Source organism: Enterobacter sp. HSTU-ASh6 (genome assembly GCF_026319105.1).
Lineage (GTDB): Bacteria > Pseudomonadota > Gammaproteobacteria > Enterobacterales > Enterobacteriaceae > Enterobacter > Enterobacter sichuanensis.
Genome location: NZ_WSPD01000005.1, coordinates 288,771 through 305,914, shown reverse-complemented (window position 1 = coordinate 305,914; position 17,144 = coordinate 288,771). Strand labels below are relative to the sequence as shown.

The window sequence follows — 17,144 nt, the reverse complement described above, 5'->3', positions numbered from 1 at the left end:
AAATATATTATTTGCTGATTTGGGTAACTGTAAACATAAATACAATCAGTGAAATTAACTGATTGGATATAAAGGGTAATTTATGAGAAAACCACTAATCTTTTTAACCGTTACGTTGATGCTAGCCGGTTGTTCCACGCTAAAAACCGATCAGGCTATTCCACTTCTGCAGGCTGAGACCGCTAAAATGCTGGGGCTGGGCTCATCGGATGAAATAACCGTGACTAACGTTAATGGCGCCCAGCCAGACGCACTGGGAGGACAAAAACTCTCTTATCGCGCGACGACAGAAAAAGGGCGTATTTTCGATTGTTCATCGATGATGATGCCAGGGATTTTAGGATCCGCACCGACGCTGAGCGCGCCAACCTGTACACCTGTTGTCACCCATAAATAATTAACACAACATTAAAAGGCGTACTGAAATAACGCCTTTTACGTTATCTGACGTATCTGAGTTTTCATATAAAAACGATTTTCCCGACATCACGCTAATGAGTACGGAGATAGCCCGTGAATAACTCTACATCGCATTCTTTAGCGGTTAAGACACCGCTTTCCAGACTTTACCTCGCTCTATTTTCCGCGCCGCTGTTACTGCTTTCACCTGCCGATTTCGCGCGTGCAGCGGATGCTATTTTTGATGGCGACTCGCGTATTACCGAAACGCTGGGTTACACCGGAGATGTTTACGTAGGACGTAATCAACGCGGAAACCTGCTGATCGATAATGGCAAAATCACCGCCTATAACATCAATATCGGTCGGCTGTTCGACGGCCAAATTTATGAAAGCGTGGTCACGGTCCGTGGGCCAAACGCGGAGCTTAACGCGCTGAACGATCAATACGTCCTGCACGGCGACCTGAATCTTGGCCTCGGCACCCTTCGAGTCGAAGAGGGCGCGCTGGCGAGCGCTAAGGAGATCGTTGTCGGCACCACGCGTGGCTATGACAGCCACCTTATCGCCACGGGTGCTGGCTCTCGCGTGACCAGTAATTTTCTTAGCGTAGGCACCGATCTGGGCGCACGCTCCACGCTGGCGATTGAAGACGGTGCGGCGCTCAATACCGCCTACGATGCGCGCATCGGCAATGGTACGGGGCCGGATGAAACCGACACGCTGAGCCCAAAAGCCACCGTCACGGGGAGCGGCTCACTGTGGAATGTTGGCCGTACGTTGACGCTTAATGGCGACCTGGACGTACTGAACGGCGGAGCGGTTAACGTTGGCGGCGTGCAGGTAGCGGGCGTCTCCGGGGCAGGGAAAACCGCTGAGCTGGTTATTGCGGGCAAAGACTCGCGCTTTACCAGCCAGAGCAGCGTTAGCGTGGGCGATTATGGCAACGGCGTGCTGTCGGTTATTGACGACGGTTCATTTTCCGCTGGCAGCAATGCGCTGATCGTGGGGACATCGGGTTCCGGTTCGAACCGGGGTGCGCTAATTATCGGCAGCCGCGGCAACATGGACACCGGCACGGGTATAACTGAGCCAACGCTTGGTAAGGCGGGCGGTGCGGGTACCCTCGATGCGAAGACGGCGATCAGCCTGCGTGGCGGGCTGTTCGGCAGCTATGTCTACTTCAACCATACCGACGAAAATTACGTCTTCAGCAACACGATGAGCGGCGAAGGTGAGGTGATCAATACCTCCGGACAGACAACGCTGAACGGCGATCTTTCAGCCCTTCAGGCGAACGTGACCGCGCGCGGAGGCAAAGTCATTATTGCCAGCAACATCAACACCCAGCCAGAAGACGATATCTTTGACATTCAGACCCTTAGCGCCGAGAACGGCGGCACGCTGATCCTCAACGCGACGGCGGGTTCAGACGTCAGCAATGGACTGGGTTACAGCAGCGCCGCGTCAATCAAGGCCGGCGGCACGCTGGGCGGCAACGGCACGCTGGGCCAGACCGAGATCCTGTCCGGTGGGCATATCTCACCAGGGGATGGCGATATCGGCACGCTGACGCTGAAACGCTATCTGAATTTTGTGGGCGAGTCCTTCTATGACGTCGATATCGCAGGAGATGGCCGCAGCGACCAGCTGCTGGTATCGGGCAAAACGACTATCAGCGATCTGGCTAAAGTACAGGTCACCGCGCTGGACCCGCAAACCAGTTACAAAACGGGCCAAAGCTATCGCATATTAACCTCGGACGGGGGAATTGACGGTCAGTTCGCCGGAGCGATTTCCAAATCTGCCTTCCTGGACGTGGCGCTCAGGCAGGGCACCAACGCCGTCGATCTGACCATCGCCCAGAAAGAGACTGGCGGCGAGAATCCTGGAGGCGAAAACCCGGGTGGTGAGAACCCGGGAGGAGAAAACCCAGGAGGTGAGAATCCAGGAGGAGAAAACCCAGGAGGCGAAAACCCCGGCGGTGAGAATCCTGGCGGTGAAAACCCCGGCAGCGGCAAGCCGGGGATTTTCCAGACCGTGGCCAAAAGCAGCAACCAGTGGAACACTGCCGGCGCGCTCTCCACGCTGACGCAAAGCGGCCCGTCGCTGGCATTGTATAACTCGCTACTGGTGCTGAGCGCGCCGGAAGCACGCGAGGCGTTCAACCAGCTATCCGGTGAAGTTTATCCGTCAATGCAGTCCAACCTGATTGCCGGCAGCACGCAGGTGTTTAATGTGTTAAACCAGCGGATGCAGCGCGCGTTTGATAACGACACCCTGCCGATACCACCGTTAGCAATGTCGCTGGTGCAGCAGCCGGAGCCGCAAAACAATGGCGTCTGGGGCCAGACCTTCAGCTCCTGGAGCCGAAACAGCGGCGACGGTAACGTGGGCAAGCTGGACGGCAACACCACCGGCTTCCTGCTGGGGGCAGATCGTAAGCTGGCGGACCATAACGTGCGTGTCGGTGGCTACTTCGGCTATAGCCGGGGGGATTACGACGTCGACAGCCGTCGTTCCTCAACGGATACCGATAACTACCACCTTGGCCTGTATGCGGCTGGCCAACAGGATGCGTTCTCCCTTCGTGGCGCGCTGGGTTACACCTGGCACAAGATTGAAGGCGAGCGCAATGTGGATTTCAGCGGCTTCTCGGATCGGCTGAAGTCGGATTACGACGCCAACTCGCTGCTGGCGTTCACCGAAGCGGGCTACCGTTTCGGCCAGCCAGAGATGAATGTCGAGCCCTTTATTAATCTTTCCTGGATCCGACTGCATACCGACAGCTTCAGGGAAGACGGCGGTGCCGCCGCGCTGAGCGTACGTAATGAAACGATGAACACCTTCTATTCCACCCTCGGGGTGCGCGGCGTGACCGAGTTGCCGAAGAACATTAACCTCTACGGTTCGCTGGGCTGGCAGCACGCCTATGGCGATAAGAATACGTCTTCGCGCATGGCGTTTGCGGGCAGCGACGCGTTCATTACTCAGGGACAAGCCGTGGATGAGGACGTGATGGTGGGTGATATCGGCGTGAGCGTACAGCTGTCGCGGGCTGCGACGCTGGATGTGGGGTATCAGGGACAATACGGTGCGGATACCCGCGTCAACTCGGTTAACGCGAATCTGCGCTGGTCGTTCTGAATGATTTCCCTTTAAAGAACCCGCCCTTGTGGCGGGTTCTTTGTTTCGGTTTCTGTCAAAGCCAGGGATCGTTCCCACCTGCGTCCAGCAGTTTGTTTTTAAAGATAAACAAACACGCCTCATTAAAGTTCTCAGCCCCCAGCCGTTCCGAGAGCGCCGTGCGTTTGCGGTAGAGGCTTTTAACCGACATCCCCAGCTCGCTTGCCACCTCCTCCATCGACATGCCTGCCCGCAGCAACCGCAACATGATCGCTTCGTGCATGCTTAGCCGCAGGTTAAGCAGCCACTTCGTGGTCAGACGCCTGCCCTTCATATTCAGCACCAGATTAAACAGCGAGGCCATATCCGCCGCGGTGTGCGACATGTTGGTAAACAATTTCATACTGAGCAGATTCTCCTCACGATGGCGCATATCGAGCATAACGCAGCAGATCGTTTTTTTCGTTCTGGCCGGATGGCGTATCAGGTAATCATATAAACGGAGCGGAGAACGACTATCAATCAATACAGAATATTCATCTGCACCGTTATCAAATATGTTTCTGTCAACCGAGTCGAGCAGGATAATATCCGGGAAAAATAGCCTCATCCCCCTGACAAGGTAGCGATCCTGAGTCACTAACACTATTGAAGTTGCCACTAACCATCCCTTTTAGATTAAAGCAAGAACGATCCTGCGGAAAGAAAACCGCCTTCGTTTTATAGCGCTGTCATATTAACGATAAATGTATTCTGGCTTTGGACATCCCTCAATTCAGACATTGATGAGTGAGACTTCCTGTAGACTCTCATTCAATGGCTACCATTAATTATAAATAAAAAACAATCGCAGAAAAGTCACTTCTCTGAACATTAAGAATTTTTGTCATGAAACTTCCCAAACATGCACCAGAAACTACTTTAATTGACGCAGATAATCGGCATTAAAAATATAAACATTCTTGTCACAATAAAAATAAATTATTTTAATTTCAAATAGTTAGAATTAACCAACCCCTTCCAAATAATCGCTAAAACCGGCTCATCCCAGAATTATCTCAAAACAGCATAGCCGCTTTTCAGCATATTTATCCGGCAAGATATCAGGTGTACATTATCTTCCATCCCACCGACTGAGATAAGGATCCATAATTACCTTTAAGTAAGTACCCCGTAACATCACTGCATTCAGATTTAATGTTCTCATTTATGGCCTTTAACGCTGAGTTTAAAGGCGGCCGTGTTATGCAATGGATTCATGATAAACAAATGGCAAATAGATATGGAAAGTTCACTTCGCTTCAATACGTTATTCTTTTATCGCATCCCAACATTATTGTTCCTGTTATTACTCTTTCCTGTTCTGGTTCAGGCTACGGGATCCGTTTATGAGCAACAGATTCAGCAGGCGCGTAACGGTAATTACACTCCGTTTCTCGATTATGTTCAGCGTTATCAGCAACAGCATGCCCTGACGCCTGAGAACGTTGCGGACTGGCTACAGGTAGCAGGATGGGCAGGTCGCGATGACGAGGTGATTCAGGTCTGGCGGCGTTATGGTATTTATATGCCGCTTCCCGCCCGGGGCGTTGCGGCCGTCGCGCAGTCCAGTCGAAATCAGAAAGCGTGGCAGCCCGCGTTATCGCTCTGGAATGAAGCGCGTAGCCTTGCCCCAGAGAATGACGATTACCGTATCGGCTACATCAAAACCCTTGCCGATGCCCGCATGGATACCCTTGCGCTGCAGGAAGCCCGGCAGCTGGTGGCTGAAAATCCCTCGCAGGCCCATCTTCAGACGCTCGCGTATGTCTGGTTAATGCAGGGAAAGAACAGCGATCGGCTTTTAGCGGACACGCGCGCGTTGAATATCGCGCCAGAGAATAAGGCGCTGCAGAGAGACCTCATCGATGCGCTTACGGATAACCGGGTGAATACCCCCGCGCTTCAACGTTCACAGCGGGTGGCGCTGACTACCGCGCAGCGTCGCCGTCTTGAGCTGAATGCCGCTGCCGAAACCGTTCGCCTTGCTGACGTGCCCGCCAGGACAGAAAAAGAGCGCCTGCTTCTTGCGCAACGTGCACTGAATCGTTACGACACCCTGTTTGCTCGCTGGCAAAACGATCCGCAGGCGGCGGACGACATTATCCTTGCCCGTATCGACAGGCTTGGTGCGCTGTATGCGCATGGCGATTATCCGCAGGTCATCCGCGAGTATCAGGCGCTGACGGCCGCACGGCATCCGGTCCCGGGCTGGGCAATCGGCTGGGTTATCTCCTCGTATCTGCAGGAGAAAAACGCCGCTGCCGCCTTCTCACTTCTGCAACGCTATCCACAATATGCGTCCGATCCGCAGGACGAGGAGCATGCGCTGTTCTATGCCTGGCTGGATACCGGTCAGTATCAGGCCGCCCGCCAGTATGCTGAGCGCCAGACCCGCAACATCCCCTGGAGTCGTTACGATTTCGGTTCCCCTACCCCTCAGCCGAACGATCGATGGCTTAGCGGACAGTCGCTGCGCTTTAACTATTTACTGGCGACCCACGCCGAGCCGGAAGCCGAAAAGCTGGCTCAGCGTATGGCCGCAACGGCGCCCGGCAACCAGGGATTACAGATTGACTATGCCTCCCTGCTTCAGGCCCGGGGTCTGCCGCGCGCGGCCGAGCGAAAGCTGAAAATGGCAGAGGCGCTGGAACCGTCGAATCTGGAGCTGGAACTGCAGCAGGCCTACGTCGCGATGGATCTGCAGGAGTGGCGACAGATGGACGTACTGGCCGACGACGTGCTTGCCCGCGCACCCCTCGATCGCAGCGCCCGGCGTCTGGACAGGCTCAGAGCGGTCCACCACCTGTCCGAGCTGCGTCTCAATGCGGGAAAAGGCTTGCACTCCGATAACCCCGTTAGCGGTACCCACGACATGAACTGGGACGCCACGCTCTATGGTCCGCCAATGGCAGATAACTGGCGGCTGTTTGCGGGCACCCGCTACGCAGAGGGTAATTTCGATGAAGGCAAAGGTTCCAGCCGTCATTTGTCGGGCGGCGTCGAATGGCGGCCTCGTGACCTCCTGCTCGAAGCTGAACTCTCCGGAAACCGCTATCACGGGGCCAGCAAGCCCGGGGCTCGCCTCTCAAGCACCTACAGCGTCACGGATAACTGGCAGATCAGCGGCAGCCTCGAACGCCTGTCCCGCACCACGCCTCTGCGGGCGTTACGCAACGGGATCAGTGCTAACCGGGGTGAAGGCGGCGTGCGCTGGTATCAAAACGAGCGGCGTGAGTACCAGTTCAGCGCCGCCGTCAGTCACTTTTCAGACCATAACCGCCGACAGGAATACACCCTCACAGGAAAAGAGCGTCTCTGGCAGGCGCCGTCCCTGACGCTGGATCTCGAACCGGAGATCGCCGCCAGTAAAAACAGCCAGCGGAACACGCTCTATTACAACCCGGCGCGGGACCTGTCCGTGACGGCTGCCCTGTCCGTCGATCATGAGATGTATCGCCATTACGACACCCTCTGGAGCCAGCAGATCGTGGCGGGAGGCGGCAGGTACTGGCAGAAAAAACAGTCCGCCGGGGCCATCACCCTGGTGGGTTACGGACAACGCATCCAGTGGAACAACGTCATTGATACCGGCGTGATGCTGAACTGGGATAAACGCCCTTACGACGGCAAGCGCGAAAGCAATCTCTCCGTCACGTTTGATGCGACTTTACGCTTTTAAGGATGAATATGCTGAATACACGTCTTTCCGTGAGCCTGCTCCTCTTCGGCTGGCTCTGCCTGAGCGCGAGCGCCTGTGCACAGGCTTTCTCATTTATTGCCCCCAAAGCGCGACCGCAGCTGGAGGCGAGCAAACCCTGGCCGACGAACCAGTTTCTGGTCCTGGCCTACCACGACGTAGAAGATGATGCCGCCGATCAGCGCTACCTCTCCGTTCGCACCAGCGCGCTGAACGAGCAGATTAGCTGGCTTGTGCACAACGGCTATCACGCCATCAGCGTGCAGGACATTCTGGATGCCCATGACGGGAAAAAAACGCTGCCGCCGAAAGCCGTATTACTCAGTTTTGACGACGGCTACAGCAGCTTTTACACCCGCGTCTGGCCGCTGCTTCAGGCATGGAACGTTCCTGCGCTGTGGGCGCCGGTGGGCAGCTGGGTGGATACGCCGGCAGATCAAAAGGTTAACTTCGGCGGCCTGATGACGCCCCGCGATCGCTTCGCGACGTGGGACATGGTGCGCGAGCTCAGCCACTCCCCGCTGATTGAGATCGGCTCGCATACCTGGGCCTCGCACTACGGCATTCCGGCCAACCCGCAGGGCAGCCGCGAACCGGCGATCGCCAATCGCTTTTATGATAACGCAACGGGCCGCTATGAAACGGACCTTGAGTTCAGCCAGCGGATCGGCGATGACGTGCGCAAAGTCACCGAAAAAATCACCCAGGTGACCGGCAAAGCTCCGCGTGCCTGGGTCTGGCCCTATGGCGCCGCCAACGGCACGTCGCTCGAAATTGCCAAAAAACAGGGCTATCAGCTGGCTTTTACCCTTGAGGACGGGCTGGGTGACGTGCGCAATCTCGGCAGCATTCCCCGTCTGCTGATCGCCGGGAATCCCTCGCTCAAAGCCTTTGCCAGCACGGTTAGCCAGGTTCAGGAGCCTGAACCGGTGCGCGTCATGCATGTCGATCTCGACTACGTTTACGATCCCGATCCGGTTCAGCAGACCCAAAATATCAACCGACTGATCCAGCGGGTTTACGACATGAAAATCAGCCATGTTTTCCTGCAGGCGTTTGCCGATCCGCAGGGCGATGGCAGGATCAAGGCGCTCTATTTCCCCAACCGACGGCTTCCGGTCCGGGCCGATCTGTTTAATTTTGTCTCCTGGCAGCTGCAAACCCGCGCGGGGGTAAAAGTCTTCGCATGGATGCCGGTGCTCTCGTTCGATCTCTCCCCTTCCCTGCCGCGCGTCCAGCGCCGGGATCGGCAAACCGGCCGGTTAAGCGACGCCACCGAGCCTTATATCCGGCTCTCCCCGTGGGATCCGCAGGTGCGTCAGCAGGTGACGGACATCTATGAGGATCTGGCCCGCTATGCCAGCTTCAATGGGATCCTGTTTCATGACGATGCGGTACTGACGGACGTGGACGACGCCGGGCAGGACACGACTCGCCAGAAGAGCCAACTGCTTATCGGGTTTACCCACGCCCTTGGCCTGGCGGTGAAGCACATCCGCGGTCCGCAGATACAAACCGCCCGCAATCTGTTTGCCTTACCCATCCTGCAGCCCGAAAGCGAGGCGTGGTTTGCGCAGAATCTCGATGACTTTCTGGCGGAGTATGACTGGACGGTGCCGATGGCCATGCCGTTGATGGAGTCCGTCCCGGTAGACGAAAGCGATGCCTGGCTGACGCGTCTGGTTAAGGCCGTCGCCGAACGCCCCGGCGCGCGCAATAAAACCATTTTTGAGCTGCAGGCCAGGGACTGGGGGCAGAAACCGCCCCGTGCCGTTTCCGATAGCCAGCTTGTGGCGTGGATGCAGGTGCTCCAGCTGAACGGCATTAAAAACTACGGCTACTACCCCGACGACTTCCTCAATAACCAACCTGATATTTCCCGTATCAGGCCTGAATTTTCATCGTACTGGTACCCTGACAATGACTGATCGCCTTATCGCCTTCTCTATTTTATGTCTGGTATTCGGGTTGCCGTTAGGCGTGGCCGCCCTCTTTACCGGCGAACTGATTCTGGATTTTGTCTTCTTCTGGCCGCTGTTTATGTCCGTGCTCTGGATAACCGGCGGGCTCTATTTCTGGTTTCAGCTTGAACGACACTGGTCATGGGATCACGACACACCGGCCCCCACGCTCGCCGGCGAGCCGCTCATTTCCATTCTGATCCCCTGTTTCAATGAGGAAAGGAACGCCAGAGAGACCATCAGCGCCGCGCTGGCTCAGCGGTATGAGAATATAGAAGTGATCGCCATTAACGACGGCTCGTCTGACAACACTGCGCAGGTGCTGCAGGAGCTGGCGCTGGAACAGCCGCGCCTGCGGGTGATTAACCTCGCGGAAAATCAGGGCAAAGCGCTGGCGCTCAAAGCCGGGGCGGCGGCGGCCCGGGGCGATCTGCTGGTCTGTATTGACGGCGACGCGCTGCTCGATCGCGATACCGCGGCTTATCTGGTGGCGCCGCTGATCCAGTACCCCCATGTCGGGGCGGTGACCGGCAACCCGCGTATTCGCACGCGCTCCACGCTGATTGGCCGCATACAGGTGGGCGAGTTCTCCTCCATCATTGGGCTCATCAAGCGGACGCAGCGGATCTACGGTCGGGTCTTTACCGTCTCCGGCGTCATCGCCGCCTTTCGCCGGCAGGCGCTGGCGGATGTCGGGTACTGGAGCCCGGACATGATAACCGAGGACATCGACATCAGCTGGAAGCTCCAGCTGCGCCACTGGGATATTTTTTTCGAACCGCGTGCGCTGTGCTGGATTTTGATGCCGGAGACGCTGAAGGGCCTGTGGAAACAGCGTCTGCGCTGGGCCCAGGGCGGTGCTGAGGTGTTTCTGGTTAACCTGCGTAAGATCGTGCGCTGGGAGCACCACCGCATGTGGCCACTGTTTATGGAGTACGCGCTGTCAACGCTGTGGGCCTTCGCCTACGCGATGACGGTGCTGCTGTTCGTCTTCAGCCATGTCGCCCCGCTTCCCGCGAACCTGACCGTCGAGAGTCTCTTTCCCCCGGCGTTTACCGGGCTGCTGCTGGGGGTCATGTGTCTGCTGCAATTTCTGGTCAGCCTGTACATCGAGCGGCGCTATGAGCGAAACGTGGCCAGCGCGCTTTTCTGGGTGATTTGGTTCCCGATGGTGTACTGGATGATTGGCCTGTTCACTACCCTCGTCGCCTTTCCAAAAGTGATGCTTAAACGCCAGCGTGCCCGCGCGCGCTGGATCAGTCCGGACCGGGGAAAAGGAAGCCTGCAATGAACGAAAATACCTTAATTTTGACTGAACATCGGCTCTTGCCGCGACTTTTTGATGCCGCGTTAACGCTGGTTGCGTGGGGAGGTTTTTTCTTTTTCCTGTATGCCCGGCTCTGGATGCAGCTCACCGATGAGAGCGACTATCGCTGGGGCGCGATCGTTGCGTCCTTTAATACGGTGCTGATCTATTTACTGTTCGCCGCGCTCAACGGCTGGCTGCTGATTTTATGGTATCAGTACAACCGCCGCCGGGCTCAGGTGAGACGGCGTCAGCCGGGTTATTTGCCGGAGGAGGAGCTTGCCCGCAGCTTTAATGTCTCACCACAGATCATCTCTGAGATGAGCCAGTACAACCTGCTGACGGTCTATCATGACCAGATTGGCCGGATTATTGATTTGAAGGTCAGCGGGCAGCAGGAAGAGGAAGAACCGTAACAAAAGGCGCCCGCAGGATGCCCTGCGGGCTGAGGGATCCACAGTAATTTTTAAACAGAAGCAATAATCTTGTTTCAGAATGACTAAAGGCTTTCAGCGATGCCCTGGTCCGGCTGTAAATCGCTGAGGCGTTTTCCTTCCGGCCGGGGCGAGGCGCATGGATGCGCCGAGAGGGCGGGCTTTACAGGGACGTTACCTCCGCCCGTCCCCGATAAGCCGGAAGGAATTAGCCGAAGGTACCGCGAAGCGGCGATTTACCGCCGGGAGCCCGGGTCGCCAGGGTGGTGGCGACTGAGCCACCCTGGCACGTTCACAGGCCATGTCGTTGCAGAGTAGCAAGGAACATAAAGTGAACGGAATGACCACCAGAGCCGTATGTTCCCCCTCACCCCAACCCTCTCCCTCAATGGAGAGGGAGTCGTCCGTGCAGGTAATATTTTATAGTGAGTCCCTTACCACAATCAGCGGCTCAATATCACTCTCTTTTTTCACCACCAGCGAGTCATCGCCGCGCAGACAGGTTCCGCCGTAGTTTCCGCCCACGGTAAAGGTGCAAACCTGAATATGCTTGCCATCAACGTTTGGCAGGCACCACAGCTGCTGGTAGATATTTTTGCGGTCAACAAACTTGCCGCTGGATTTGTCCAGCAGTTCATCCTCAGCGCTAATCAGATCGATATTGCTGCCGCAGCGCCCGGCGATGGGCTTAACGGCATAGCCGGTCTGTTTCAGCAGATCGTTGACCTCAAAATCGGTATCGAGCAGGTAGCGGTGGTTCGGGAACAGTTGCCACAGTACCGGGAGGATCGCCTTGTTGCCGGGGATCACCGTCCACAGCGGTTCGAAGACCAGCACTTCCGGGCGCAGCAGGACGTCAATCAGCCGTACTTCCCCAGCCGGGTGGCCGGTGCGAATCGGTACCGCGGCATACTCGGTTTCGCTCACCTCGCGGATCTGCTCTATCGCCGTCTCCCACGCCCAGGTTTTCCACACGCAGTTGACGTGGCGGCCTTCGTCGTCAATCAACTGCCCGGCGGCATCCCAGCTCAGGGCGCCAAGACCGTGCAGAATTTTCGTTTCAAACCCGGCCTGCAGCAGTGAGCGCTGGATAAAGAGCGCGTGATAGTCCTCTTCGACATCGTTGTCCTGCATGATATGCACGAACGGACGCGCGTGGCTGTGCTTCCACGCCCCGGTCAGCTCTTCCAGCAGGCCTTCCGCCGGATTGTGCCCGTTGCCGCGATAGCCGTTTTTGACCCACTCTTCGAGGATCAGCCCGCCCTCCGTGTGGCAGGAGGCGGAGTCGGCGTTGTACTCATACACCTTAATCCCGCGCTCATCCATGCAGAAATCCATACGACCGGTAATCATATGGTGGCGGCGCCACTGCCAGGAGAGGCGCAGGCGCGGCCAGAGGATTTTCGGTATGTCGAAAAGCGCCAGTAAGTTGTCATCTTTCAGCACCTTATCGGTCGCGTGCAGGTACATCAGGTGCAGCTCGTTGGTGGCTTTAATCAGCTCCTGCTCGGCGCTTTCGGTAATGGTGAAGTACTGGCAGGGATCTTTATTGATAAAGTGACCGTTGGCGCGGATATAGGCCTGTTGCAGGGGGTCATTTTCGTTGAGCCACTTCCCGTCGAACTGGCGTCTGTTTTTCAGCCGCGCACCGCTGATTTTCAGCTGTTCGCCGTCGATTTCCGGCTGCGGAATGCTGTGTTCTGTGTCGTCAGTCTGGATCATCCAGCCGAGGATTTCGGTGTCAGTAAAGGTGTCGTGGATCGTGTAACTGCCGTTCTCAACACAGAGGCGCAGCTCGCGCGTCCACTGCTGCCCGAGCGGCAGCGGCGCGTGAATGACGTTCTGCTCCGCGATACGCACCTTATCGTCCAGAAGCTGGGTGATCACCGCCACGTGGCCGGTCTCGTGAAACTCGCCGCCCTTTTGCCAGATCAGCAGCGCCCCGGCGCGCGGCGCGCGCTTCGAGCCGTTGGCAAAGGCCTGAAGGGGCAGAATGTTATCGTTCACCACCTGACGCAAAAAGCGCAGAGAGAAGATCTCCCACGCCATGCCGACATCGGTAAACACAAAGCCATAGTTGAGAAACAGAAAACGGCGGGCGAACTCAACGCACTGCCATTTGTGGCCCATGTATTCGTTGCCAATATAGCTGCGGAAATCCGCATCTTCCGGGTAATTTCGCGGGTCCAGACTGCCGTAATTTGAAGAGTAAATCGCCACGCCACCGGGCGCATAGCCTAACAATGTCCCGAATGGCGCATCACTGCTTAACGTTCCTTTACGCATGTATCCAACCTAAAACAGGCAGGCGGCAATTTTTTAAGGGTTGTCGTCGTCTGCACGTTGTAATTAACCTGACAGAGGAGGATTTATCATACACCTGCGTGGCGCATTAATTACACGTTAAACAACCAGCATGCTGCAAAATGCCCTGGCGCAATCTCCTGCATCGCCGGCTCCTGCGTCTGGCAAACCGGCATGGCATGCGGGCAGCGGCTGCAGAACTTACAGCCAGGCAGCGCGGAGGTGGGGCCTGGAATATCGCCGCGCAGGGTAGCGTCGTCGAGGTGACGAATGCGCGGGTCGGGACGGGGAACCGCCGCCAGCAGCGCGCGGGTGTAAGGGTGCGCCGGATGCTGATACAGCGCATTCGCCGGGGCCACCTCCACCAGCTTACCGAGATACATCACCCCAATTCGGCTCGAGATATGGCGCACCATGGAGAGATCGTGGGCGATAAACAGATAGGTCAGCCCCAGCTCCTGCTGCAGGTCCTGCAGAATATTCACCACCTGCGCCTGCACCGAGACGTCCAACGCCGAGAGCGGTTCATCGCACAGCACAAACTCCGGATTCACGGACAACGCGCGGGCAATACTGATGCGCTGGCGCTGCCCGCCGCTGAACTCGTGCGGGAACCGTTCAAGGTGTTCCTGCTTCAGCCCGACTTTATAGAGCAGCGTTTCCGTACGCTCCTGCTGCGCTTCCCGGCTGTAGCCGTGGATTTGCATCGGCTCGGCCACCAGCTGTCGCACGGTCATCCCCGGGTTGAGCGAGGACCAGGGATCCTGAAAAATCGCCTGCATTCTTTTACGCAGCGGCTTCAGCTCTTTTTCACGGGCGTGGGCGATCGCCTGTCCGGCAAAGTGGATCTCGCCCGAGGTGATATCGAAAAGACGCAGAATGGCGCGCCCGAGGGTCGATTTCCCGCAGCCGGACTCCCCAACCAGGCCAAACGTCTCGCCGGGCTGGATATCAAAGCTCACGCCATCGACCGCTTTCACGGCCACGCCTTTACGCAGCAAACCGCCGTTAAGCTGATAGTGTTTGTGCAGGTCCCGTACGCGCACTAAAGGTGTCTGTTGTTCACTCATGCCTGAATCTCCTTGTCGGCCCATAGCCAGCAGGCGGCGCGATGGCCCTCTCCGGCGGAATAAAACGCGGGCTGCCGCTCACACTGCGGCATACGCTTCGGACAGCGTTCGGCGAACGGGCAACCCGGCGGCGGGTTAAGCAGACCAGGCGGCGAACCTTCTATCGGCGACAGCCGTTGGTTCTCCTCATCCGGACGCGGCAGCGAAGCCAGCAGCCCCTGGGTGTAAGGATGCGCAGGGCGATAAAAAATGTCCTCCACGCTCCCCTCCTCCATCACCAGCCCGCCGTACATCACCACCACGCGGCTGCAGACCTGCGCCACCACGCCGAGATCGTGGGTGATCAGCAAAATCGCGGTTTGGGTCTGCTGCTGCAGGCTTTTCAGCAGGCGCAGGATCTGCGCCTGAATGGTCACGTCCAGCGCGGTGGTCGGTTCATCAGCAATAAGAAGCTTCGGATTACAGGAAAGCGCAATGGCGATCATCACCCGCTGGCGCATCCCGCCGCTGAACTCGTGGGGATACTGGTCGTACCGGCGTTCCGCCTCAGCAATGCCCACCTGTTGCAGCATGCCGATCGCCGCCGCTTTAGCCGCTTTTTTACTGAGCCCTTTATTGCGCATCAGGATCTCCGCCATCTGCTTGCCGATGGTCAGCACCGGGTTGAGGGCGGTCATTGGATCCTGGAAAATCATCGCGATCTCGTTGCCGCGAATGGCGCGCATCTGCGCCGGGGTTTTCTGCGCCAGGTCCTCGTTCTGAAAGCGGATGCTGCCGCCCGTTATCCGGCCGTTGCTGCCGAGAAGCTGGATTATCGACTTACAGGTGACGCTCTTGCCGCAGCCCGATTCGCCAACGATACCCACCAGTTCTCCCGGCTGAACCTGAAAGCTCACGCCGCGCACCGCATGCATTTCCCCCTCCCGGGTGCGGAACGTGGTATGCAGGTCATCGAGTTCTAATAAGCTACTCATCGCGACTGGCTCCCGGCTCAAAGGCGGTACGGAACACATCGCCCAGCACGTTAAAGCTGAACACCGTCAGCAGGATCAAAATGCCGGGGAACATTGCCAGCCACGACGCTTCGCCAATATAGGACTGCGCGTTGTTCAGCATACTTCCCCACGACGCCGCAGGTGCCTGCACGCCCAGCCCTAAGAAACTGAGCGTTGATTCCATCAAAATCGCCGAGGCGATATTGAGCGTGGCGGCCACGATAATGGTCGGCAGCACACCGGGAATAATGTGGCGCACGATAATGCGCAGCGGATATTCTCCCGACGCGCGGGCATAGAGCACATACTCGCGCTCTTTCACCGACAGTGTTTCGCCACGCACCAGCCGCGACATGTTCATCCACGTCAGCAGGCTGATGATCAGGATGATGTTATCCACGCCCGGCTTGAGGTAAGCATTCACCACCAGCAGCAGGAAGAAGGCCGGAATGGCCATCAGGATATCCACGGCGCGCATCATCAGGTTATCCAGCCAGCCGCCAAAATAGCCGCTCACCGTTCCCACCACCGTGCCGATAAGCGTGGAGAAGAGCATGGCGAGAAAACCGACCATCAACGAGATCTGGCCGCCATACAGCGCGCGGGTGAAGTAATCGCGTCCGTATTCATCGGTACCGAACCAGTGCGCGGCATCCGGCGGTAGCGTGCGTGCGCCGAGCGCCATCCGATCCGGATCGTACGGACTTAACCCCGCGCAAAGCGCGGCGACAACGAAAATAAAAAGCACAAACAGAGAGAACTGCGCCGGACGGTTGCGGCGCAGCTGGTGACGAACCTGCTGCCAGCGTCTGCTCATCCAGGTTACCTCAGCGTACGAATGCGGGGATCGGCGAAGCGATAAAGCAGATCGGCGAGCAGGTTGCCGACGATCAGCATCATCGACGAAAGCATGATGATCGCCATGATCAGCGGGTAGTCCAGCGAGGCGATCGACTGGATCCCGAGCAGCCCCATCCCCGGCCAGGAGAAGACGCTCTCCGTCACATAGGCCCCCACAATCAGCTCGCCGAACGACAGGCCGAACAGGGTAATCACCGGCAGCAGCACGTTTTTCAGCACGTGGCGGAACAGAATACTGGCGCGCGTCGCGCCGTAGGCAAGCTGGGTTTGTACGTAGTCGGCCGAGAGCTGCGAGATGGTGTTGGAGCGGATGTATCGCACGTAGCTGGAGAGGTTGTAGAACGTCAGCGCAATGCACGGCAGCACGCCGTGGCGCAAGACATCCAGCGCGCTGTCTTCCATGCCGATGGTGCGCATCCCCATGCTGGGGAACCAGTTAAGCTGCACGGCAAAGACGGTGATAAGCAAAATGCCGAACCAGAAAATCGGCACCGAGATGCCGATATAGGCGAACAGGTTCAGCACGTGATCCAGCCAGCGGTGCTTAAATGCTCCCGCCAGCAGACCGAGCGGAATAGCCAGTACGATCGCCAGCAGCAGCGACGCCCCCATCAGCCCCAGCGTGGCCGGAATGCGTTCGCCGATCATCTCCAGCACCGGGCGGTGGTAGATCAGCGAATAGCCGAGATCGCCCCGCAGGACGTTTTTCAGCCACAGAACGTACTGCGTAACCAGCGGCTTATCCAGCCCCAGGCTCTGGCGAATACGTTCGATATCTTCCGGAGCCATACGCGGCGTGATGTACGCCGCCACCGGATCGCCGGGGGCGAGTTTGACCAGCAAAAACGCCACCAGTGAAATAAAGAACAGCATCGGGAACAGTTGCAGCAGCCGACGCGTGAGAAGTGTGTTCACGACATGCCCTTACTCAGACCCCGGCCTGACGGCC

The 17,144-nt window shown here is 57.4% G+C and carries 12 protein-coding genes; 6 read left to right on the top strand and 6 right to left on the bottom strand.

What is annotated here, in order from left to right; all coding sequences use genetic code 11:
- Positions 1-82 precede the first annotated feature (82 nt).
- Both GM298_RS08700 and GM298_RS08695 read left to right on the top strand, forming a co-directional pair.
- Positions 83-397, top strand: a complete 315-nt coding sequence (locus tag GM298_RS08700; RefSeq protein WP_045286548.1) for a lipoprotein — start codon at positions 83-85, stop codon at positions 395-397.
- 116 nt (positions 398-513) lie between these two features.
- Positions 514-3,546, top strand: a complete 3,033-nt coding sequence (locus GM298_RS08695) for an autotransporter outer membrane beta-barrel domain-containing protein (RefSeq protein WP_266153957.1) — start codon at positions 514-516, stop codon at positions 3,544-3,546.
- Between the two features lie 55 nt (positions 3,547-3,601).
- Here the strand turns inward: GM298_RS08695 and GM298_RS23270 are convergent, their stop codons facing one another.
- Positions 3,602-4,135 carry a helix-turn-helix transcriptional regulator gene (locus GM298_RS23270; protein WP_167514986.1) on the bottom strand — a complete coding sequence of 178 codons (534 nt, stop codon included), beginning with the start codon at positions 4,133-4,135 and terminating at the stop codon, positions 3,602-3,604.
- A gap of 672 nt (positions 4,136-4,807) precedes the next feature.
- On the opposite strand from GM298_RS23270, the gene pgaA reads away from it, so the two are divergent.
- From pgaA to pgaD, 4 genes are read left to right on the top strand one after another with little or no spacing between them, the layout of a single operon-like run.
- Positions 4,808-7,246 carry a poly-beta-1,6 N-acetyl-D-glucosamine export porin PgaA gene (gene pgaA / locus GM298_RS08685; RefSeq protein WP_266153956.1) on the top strand — a complete coding sequence of 813 codons (2,439 nt, stop codon included), beginning with the start codon at positions 4,808-4,810 and terminating at the stop codon, positions 7,244-7,246.
- A gap of 8 nt (positions 7,247-7,254) precedes the next feature.
- Complete coding sequence (gene pgaB, locus GM298_RS08680) at positions 7,255-9,192, top strand: poly-beta-1,6-N-acetyl-D-glucosamine N-deacetylase PgaB (RefSeq protein WP_266153955.1); 1,938 nt, start codon at positions 7,255-7,257, stop codon at positions 9,190-9,192.
- Positions 9,185-10,516: a poly-beta-1,6-N-acetyl-D-glucosamine synthase gene (gene pgaC, locus GM298_RS08675; RefSeq protein ID WP_059384924.1), complete on the top strand. Its 1,332-nt coding sequence runs from the start codon at positions 9,185-9,187 to the stop codon at positions 10,514-10,516. Before pgaB ends, pgaC begins: the two co-directional genes overlap by 8 nt.
- On the top strand, positions 10,513-10,947 hold the full coding sequence (pgaD, locus tag GM298_RS08670; protein WP_025759795.1) for a poly-beta-1,6-N-acetyl-D-glucosamine biosynthesis protein PgaD: 435 nt from the start codon (positions 10,513-10,515) through the stop codon (positions 10,945-10,947). Before pgaC ends, pgaD begins: the two co-directional genes overlap by 4 nt.
- A 438-nt stretch (positions 10,948-11,385) precedes the next feature.
- Here pgaD and gss read toward each other — a convergent pair whose 3' ends face one another.
- The 5 genes from gss to GM298_RS08645 form a co-directional block, all read right to left on the bottom strand.
- Positions 11,386-13,251 (bottom strand): bifunctional glutathionylspermidine amidase/synthase, encoded by a 1,866-nt coding sequence (gss, locus tag GM298_RS08665; RefSeq protein ID WP_266153953.1) that lies wholly within the window; start codon positions 13,249-13,251, stop codon positions 11,386-11,388.
- 110 nt (positions 13,252-13,361) lie between these two features.
- Positions 13,362-14,339, bottom strand: a complete 978-nt coding sequence (locus GM298_RS08660; RefSeq protein WP_047959461.1) for an ABC transporter ATP-binding protein — start codon at positions 14,337-14,339, stop codon at positions 13,362-13,364.
- Positions 14,336-15,313 carry an ABC transporter ATP-binding protein gene (locus GM298_RS08655; protein ID WP_128340088.1) on the bottom strand — a complete coding sequence of 326 codons (978 nt, stop codon included), beginning with the start codon at positions 15,311-15,313 and terminating at the stop codon, positions 14,336-14,338. The genes GM298_RS08660 and GM298_RS08655 overlap by 4 nt, the downstream gene beginning before the upstream one ends.
- The gene (locus tag GM298_RS08650; protein WP_266153952.1) at positions 15,306-16,151 is read right to left on the bottom strand and encodes an ABC transporter permease; all 846 of its coding nucleotides are present in this window, start codon (positions 16,149-16,151) and stop codon (positions 15,306-15,308) included. Before GM298_RS08650 ends, GM298_RS08655 begins: the two co-directional genes overlap by 8 nt.
- Positions 16,152-16,156: 5 nt before the next feature.
- Entirely contained in the window at positions 16,157-17,110 is a 954-nt protein-coding gene (locus GM298_RS08645) for an ABC transporter permease (RefSeq protein WP_266153950.1), read from the bottom strand.
- Between the last annotated feature and the right edge of the window lie 34 nt (positions 17,111-17,144).

Coding starts and splice junctions, on each gene's coding strand:
- GM298_RS08700 (WP_045286548.1), top strand. CDS start 83: ATGAGAAAACCACTAATCTTTTTAACCGTTACGTTGATGCTAGCCGGT.
- GM298_RS23270 (WP_167514986.1), bottom strand. CDS start 4,135: ATGAGGCTATTTTTCCCGGATATTATCCTGCTCGACTCGGTTGACAGA.
- pgaA (WP_266153956.1), top strand. CDS start 4,808: ATGGAAAGTTCACTTCGCTTCAATACGTTATTCTTTTATCGCATCCCA.
- pgaB (WP_266153955.1), top strand. CDS start 7,255: ATGCTGAATACACGTCTTTCCGTGAGCCTGCTCCTCTTCGGCTGGCTC.
- pgaC (WP_059384924.1), top strand. CDS start 9,185: ATGACTGATCGCCTTATCGCCTTCTCTATTTTATGTCTGGTATTCGGG.
- pgaD (WP_025759795.1), top strand. CDS start 10,513: ATGAACGAAAATACCTTAATTTTGACTGAACATCGGCTCTTGCCGCGA.
- gss (WP_266153953.1), bottom strand. CDS start 13,251: ATGCGTAAAGGAACGTTAAGCAGTGATGCGCCATTCGGGACATTGTTA.
- GM298_RS08660 (WP_047959461.1), bottom strand. CDS start 14,339: ATGAGTGAACAACAGACACCTTTAGTGCGCGTACGGGACCTGCACAAA.
- GM298_RS08655 (WP_128340088.1), bottom strand. CDS start 15,313: ATGAGTAGCTTATTAGAACTCGATGACCTGCATACCACGTTCCGCACC.
- GM298_RS08650 (WP_266153952.1), bottom strand. CDS start 16,151: ATGAGCAGACGCTGGCAGCAGGTTCGTCACCAGCTGCGCCGCAACCGT.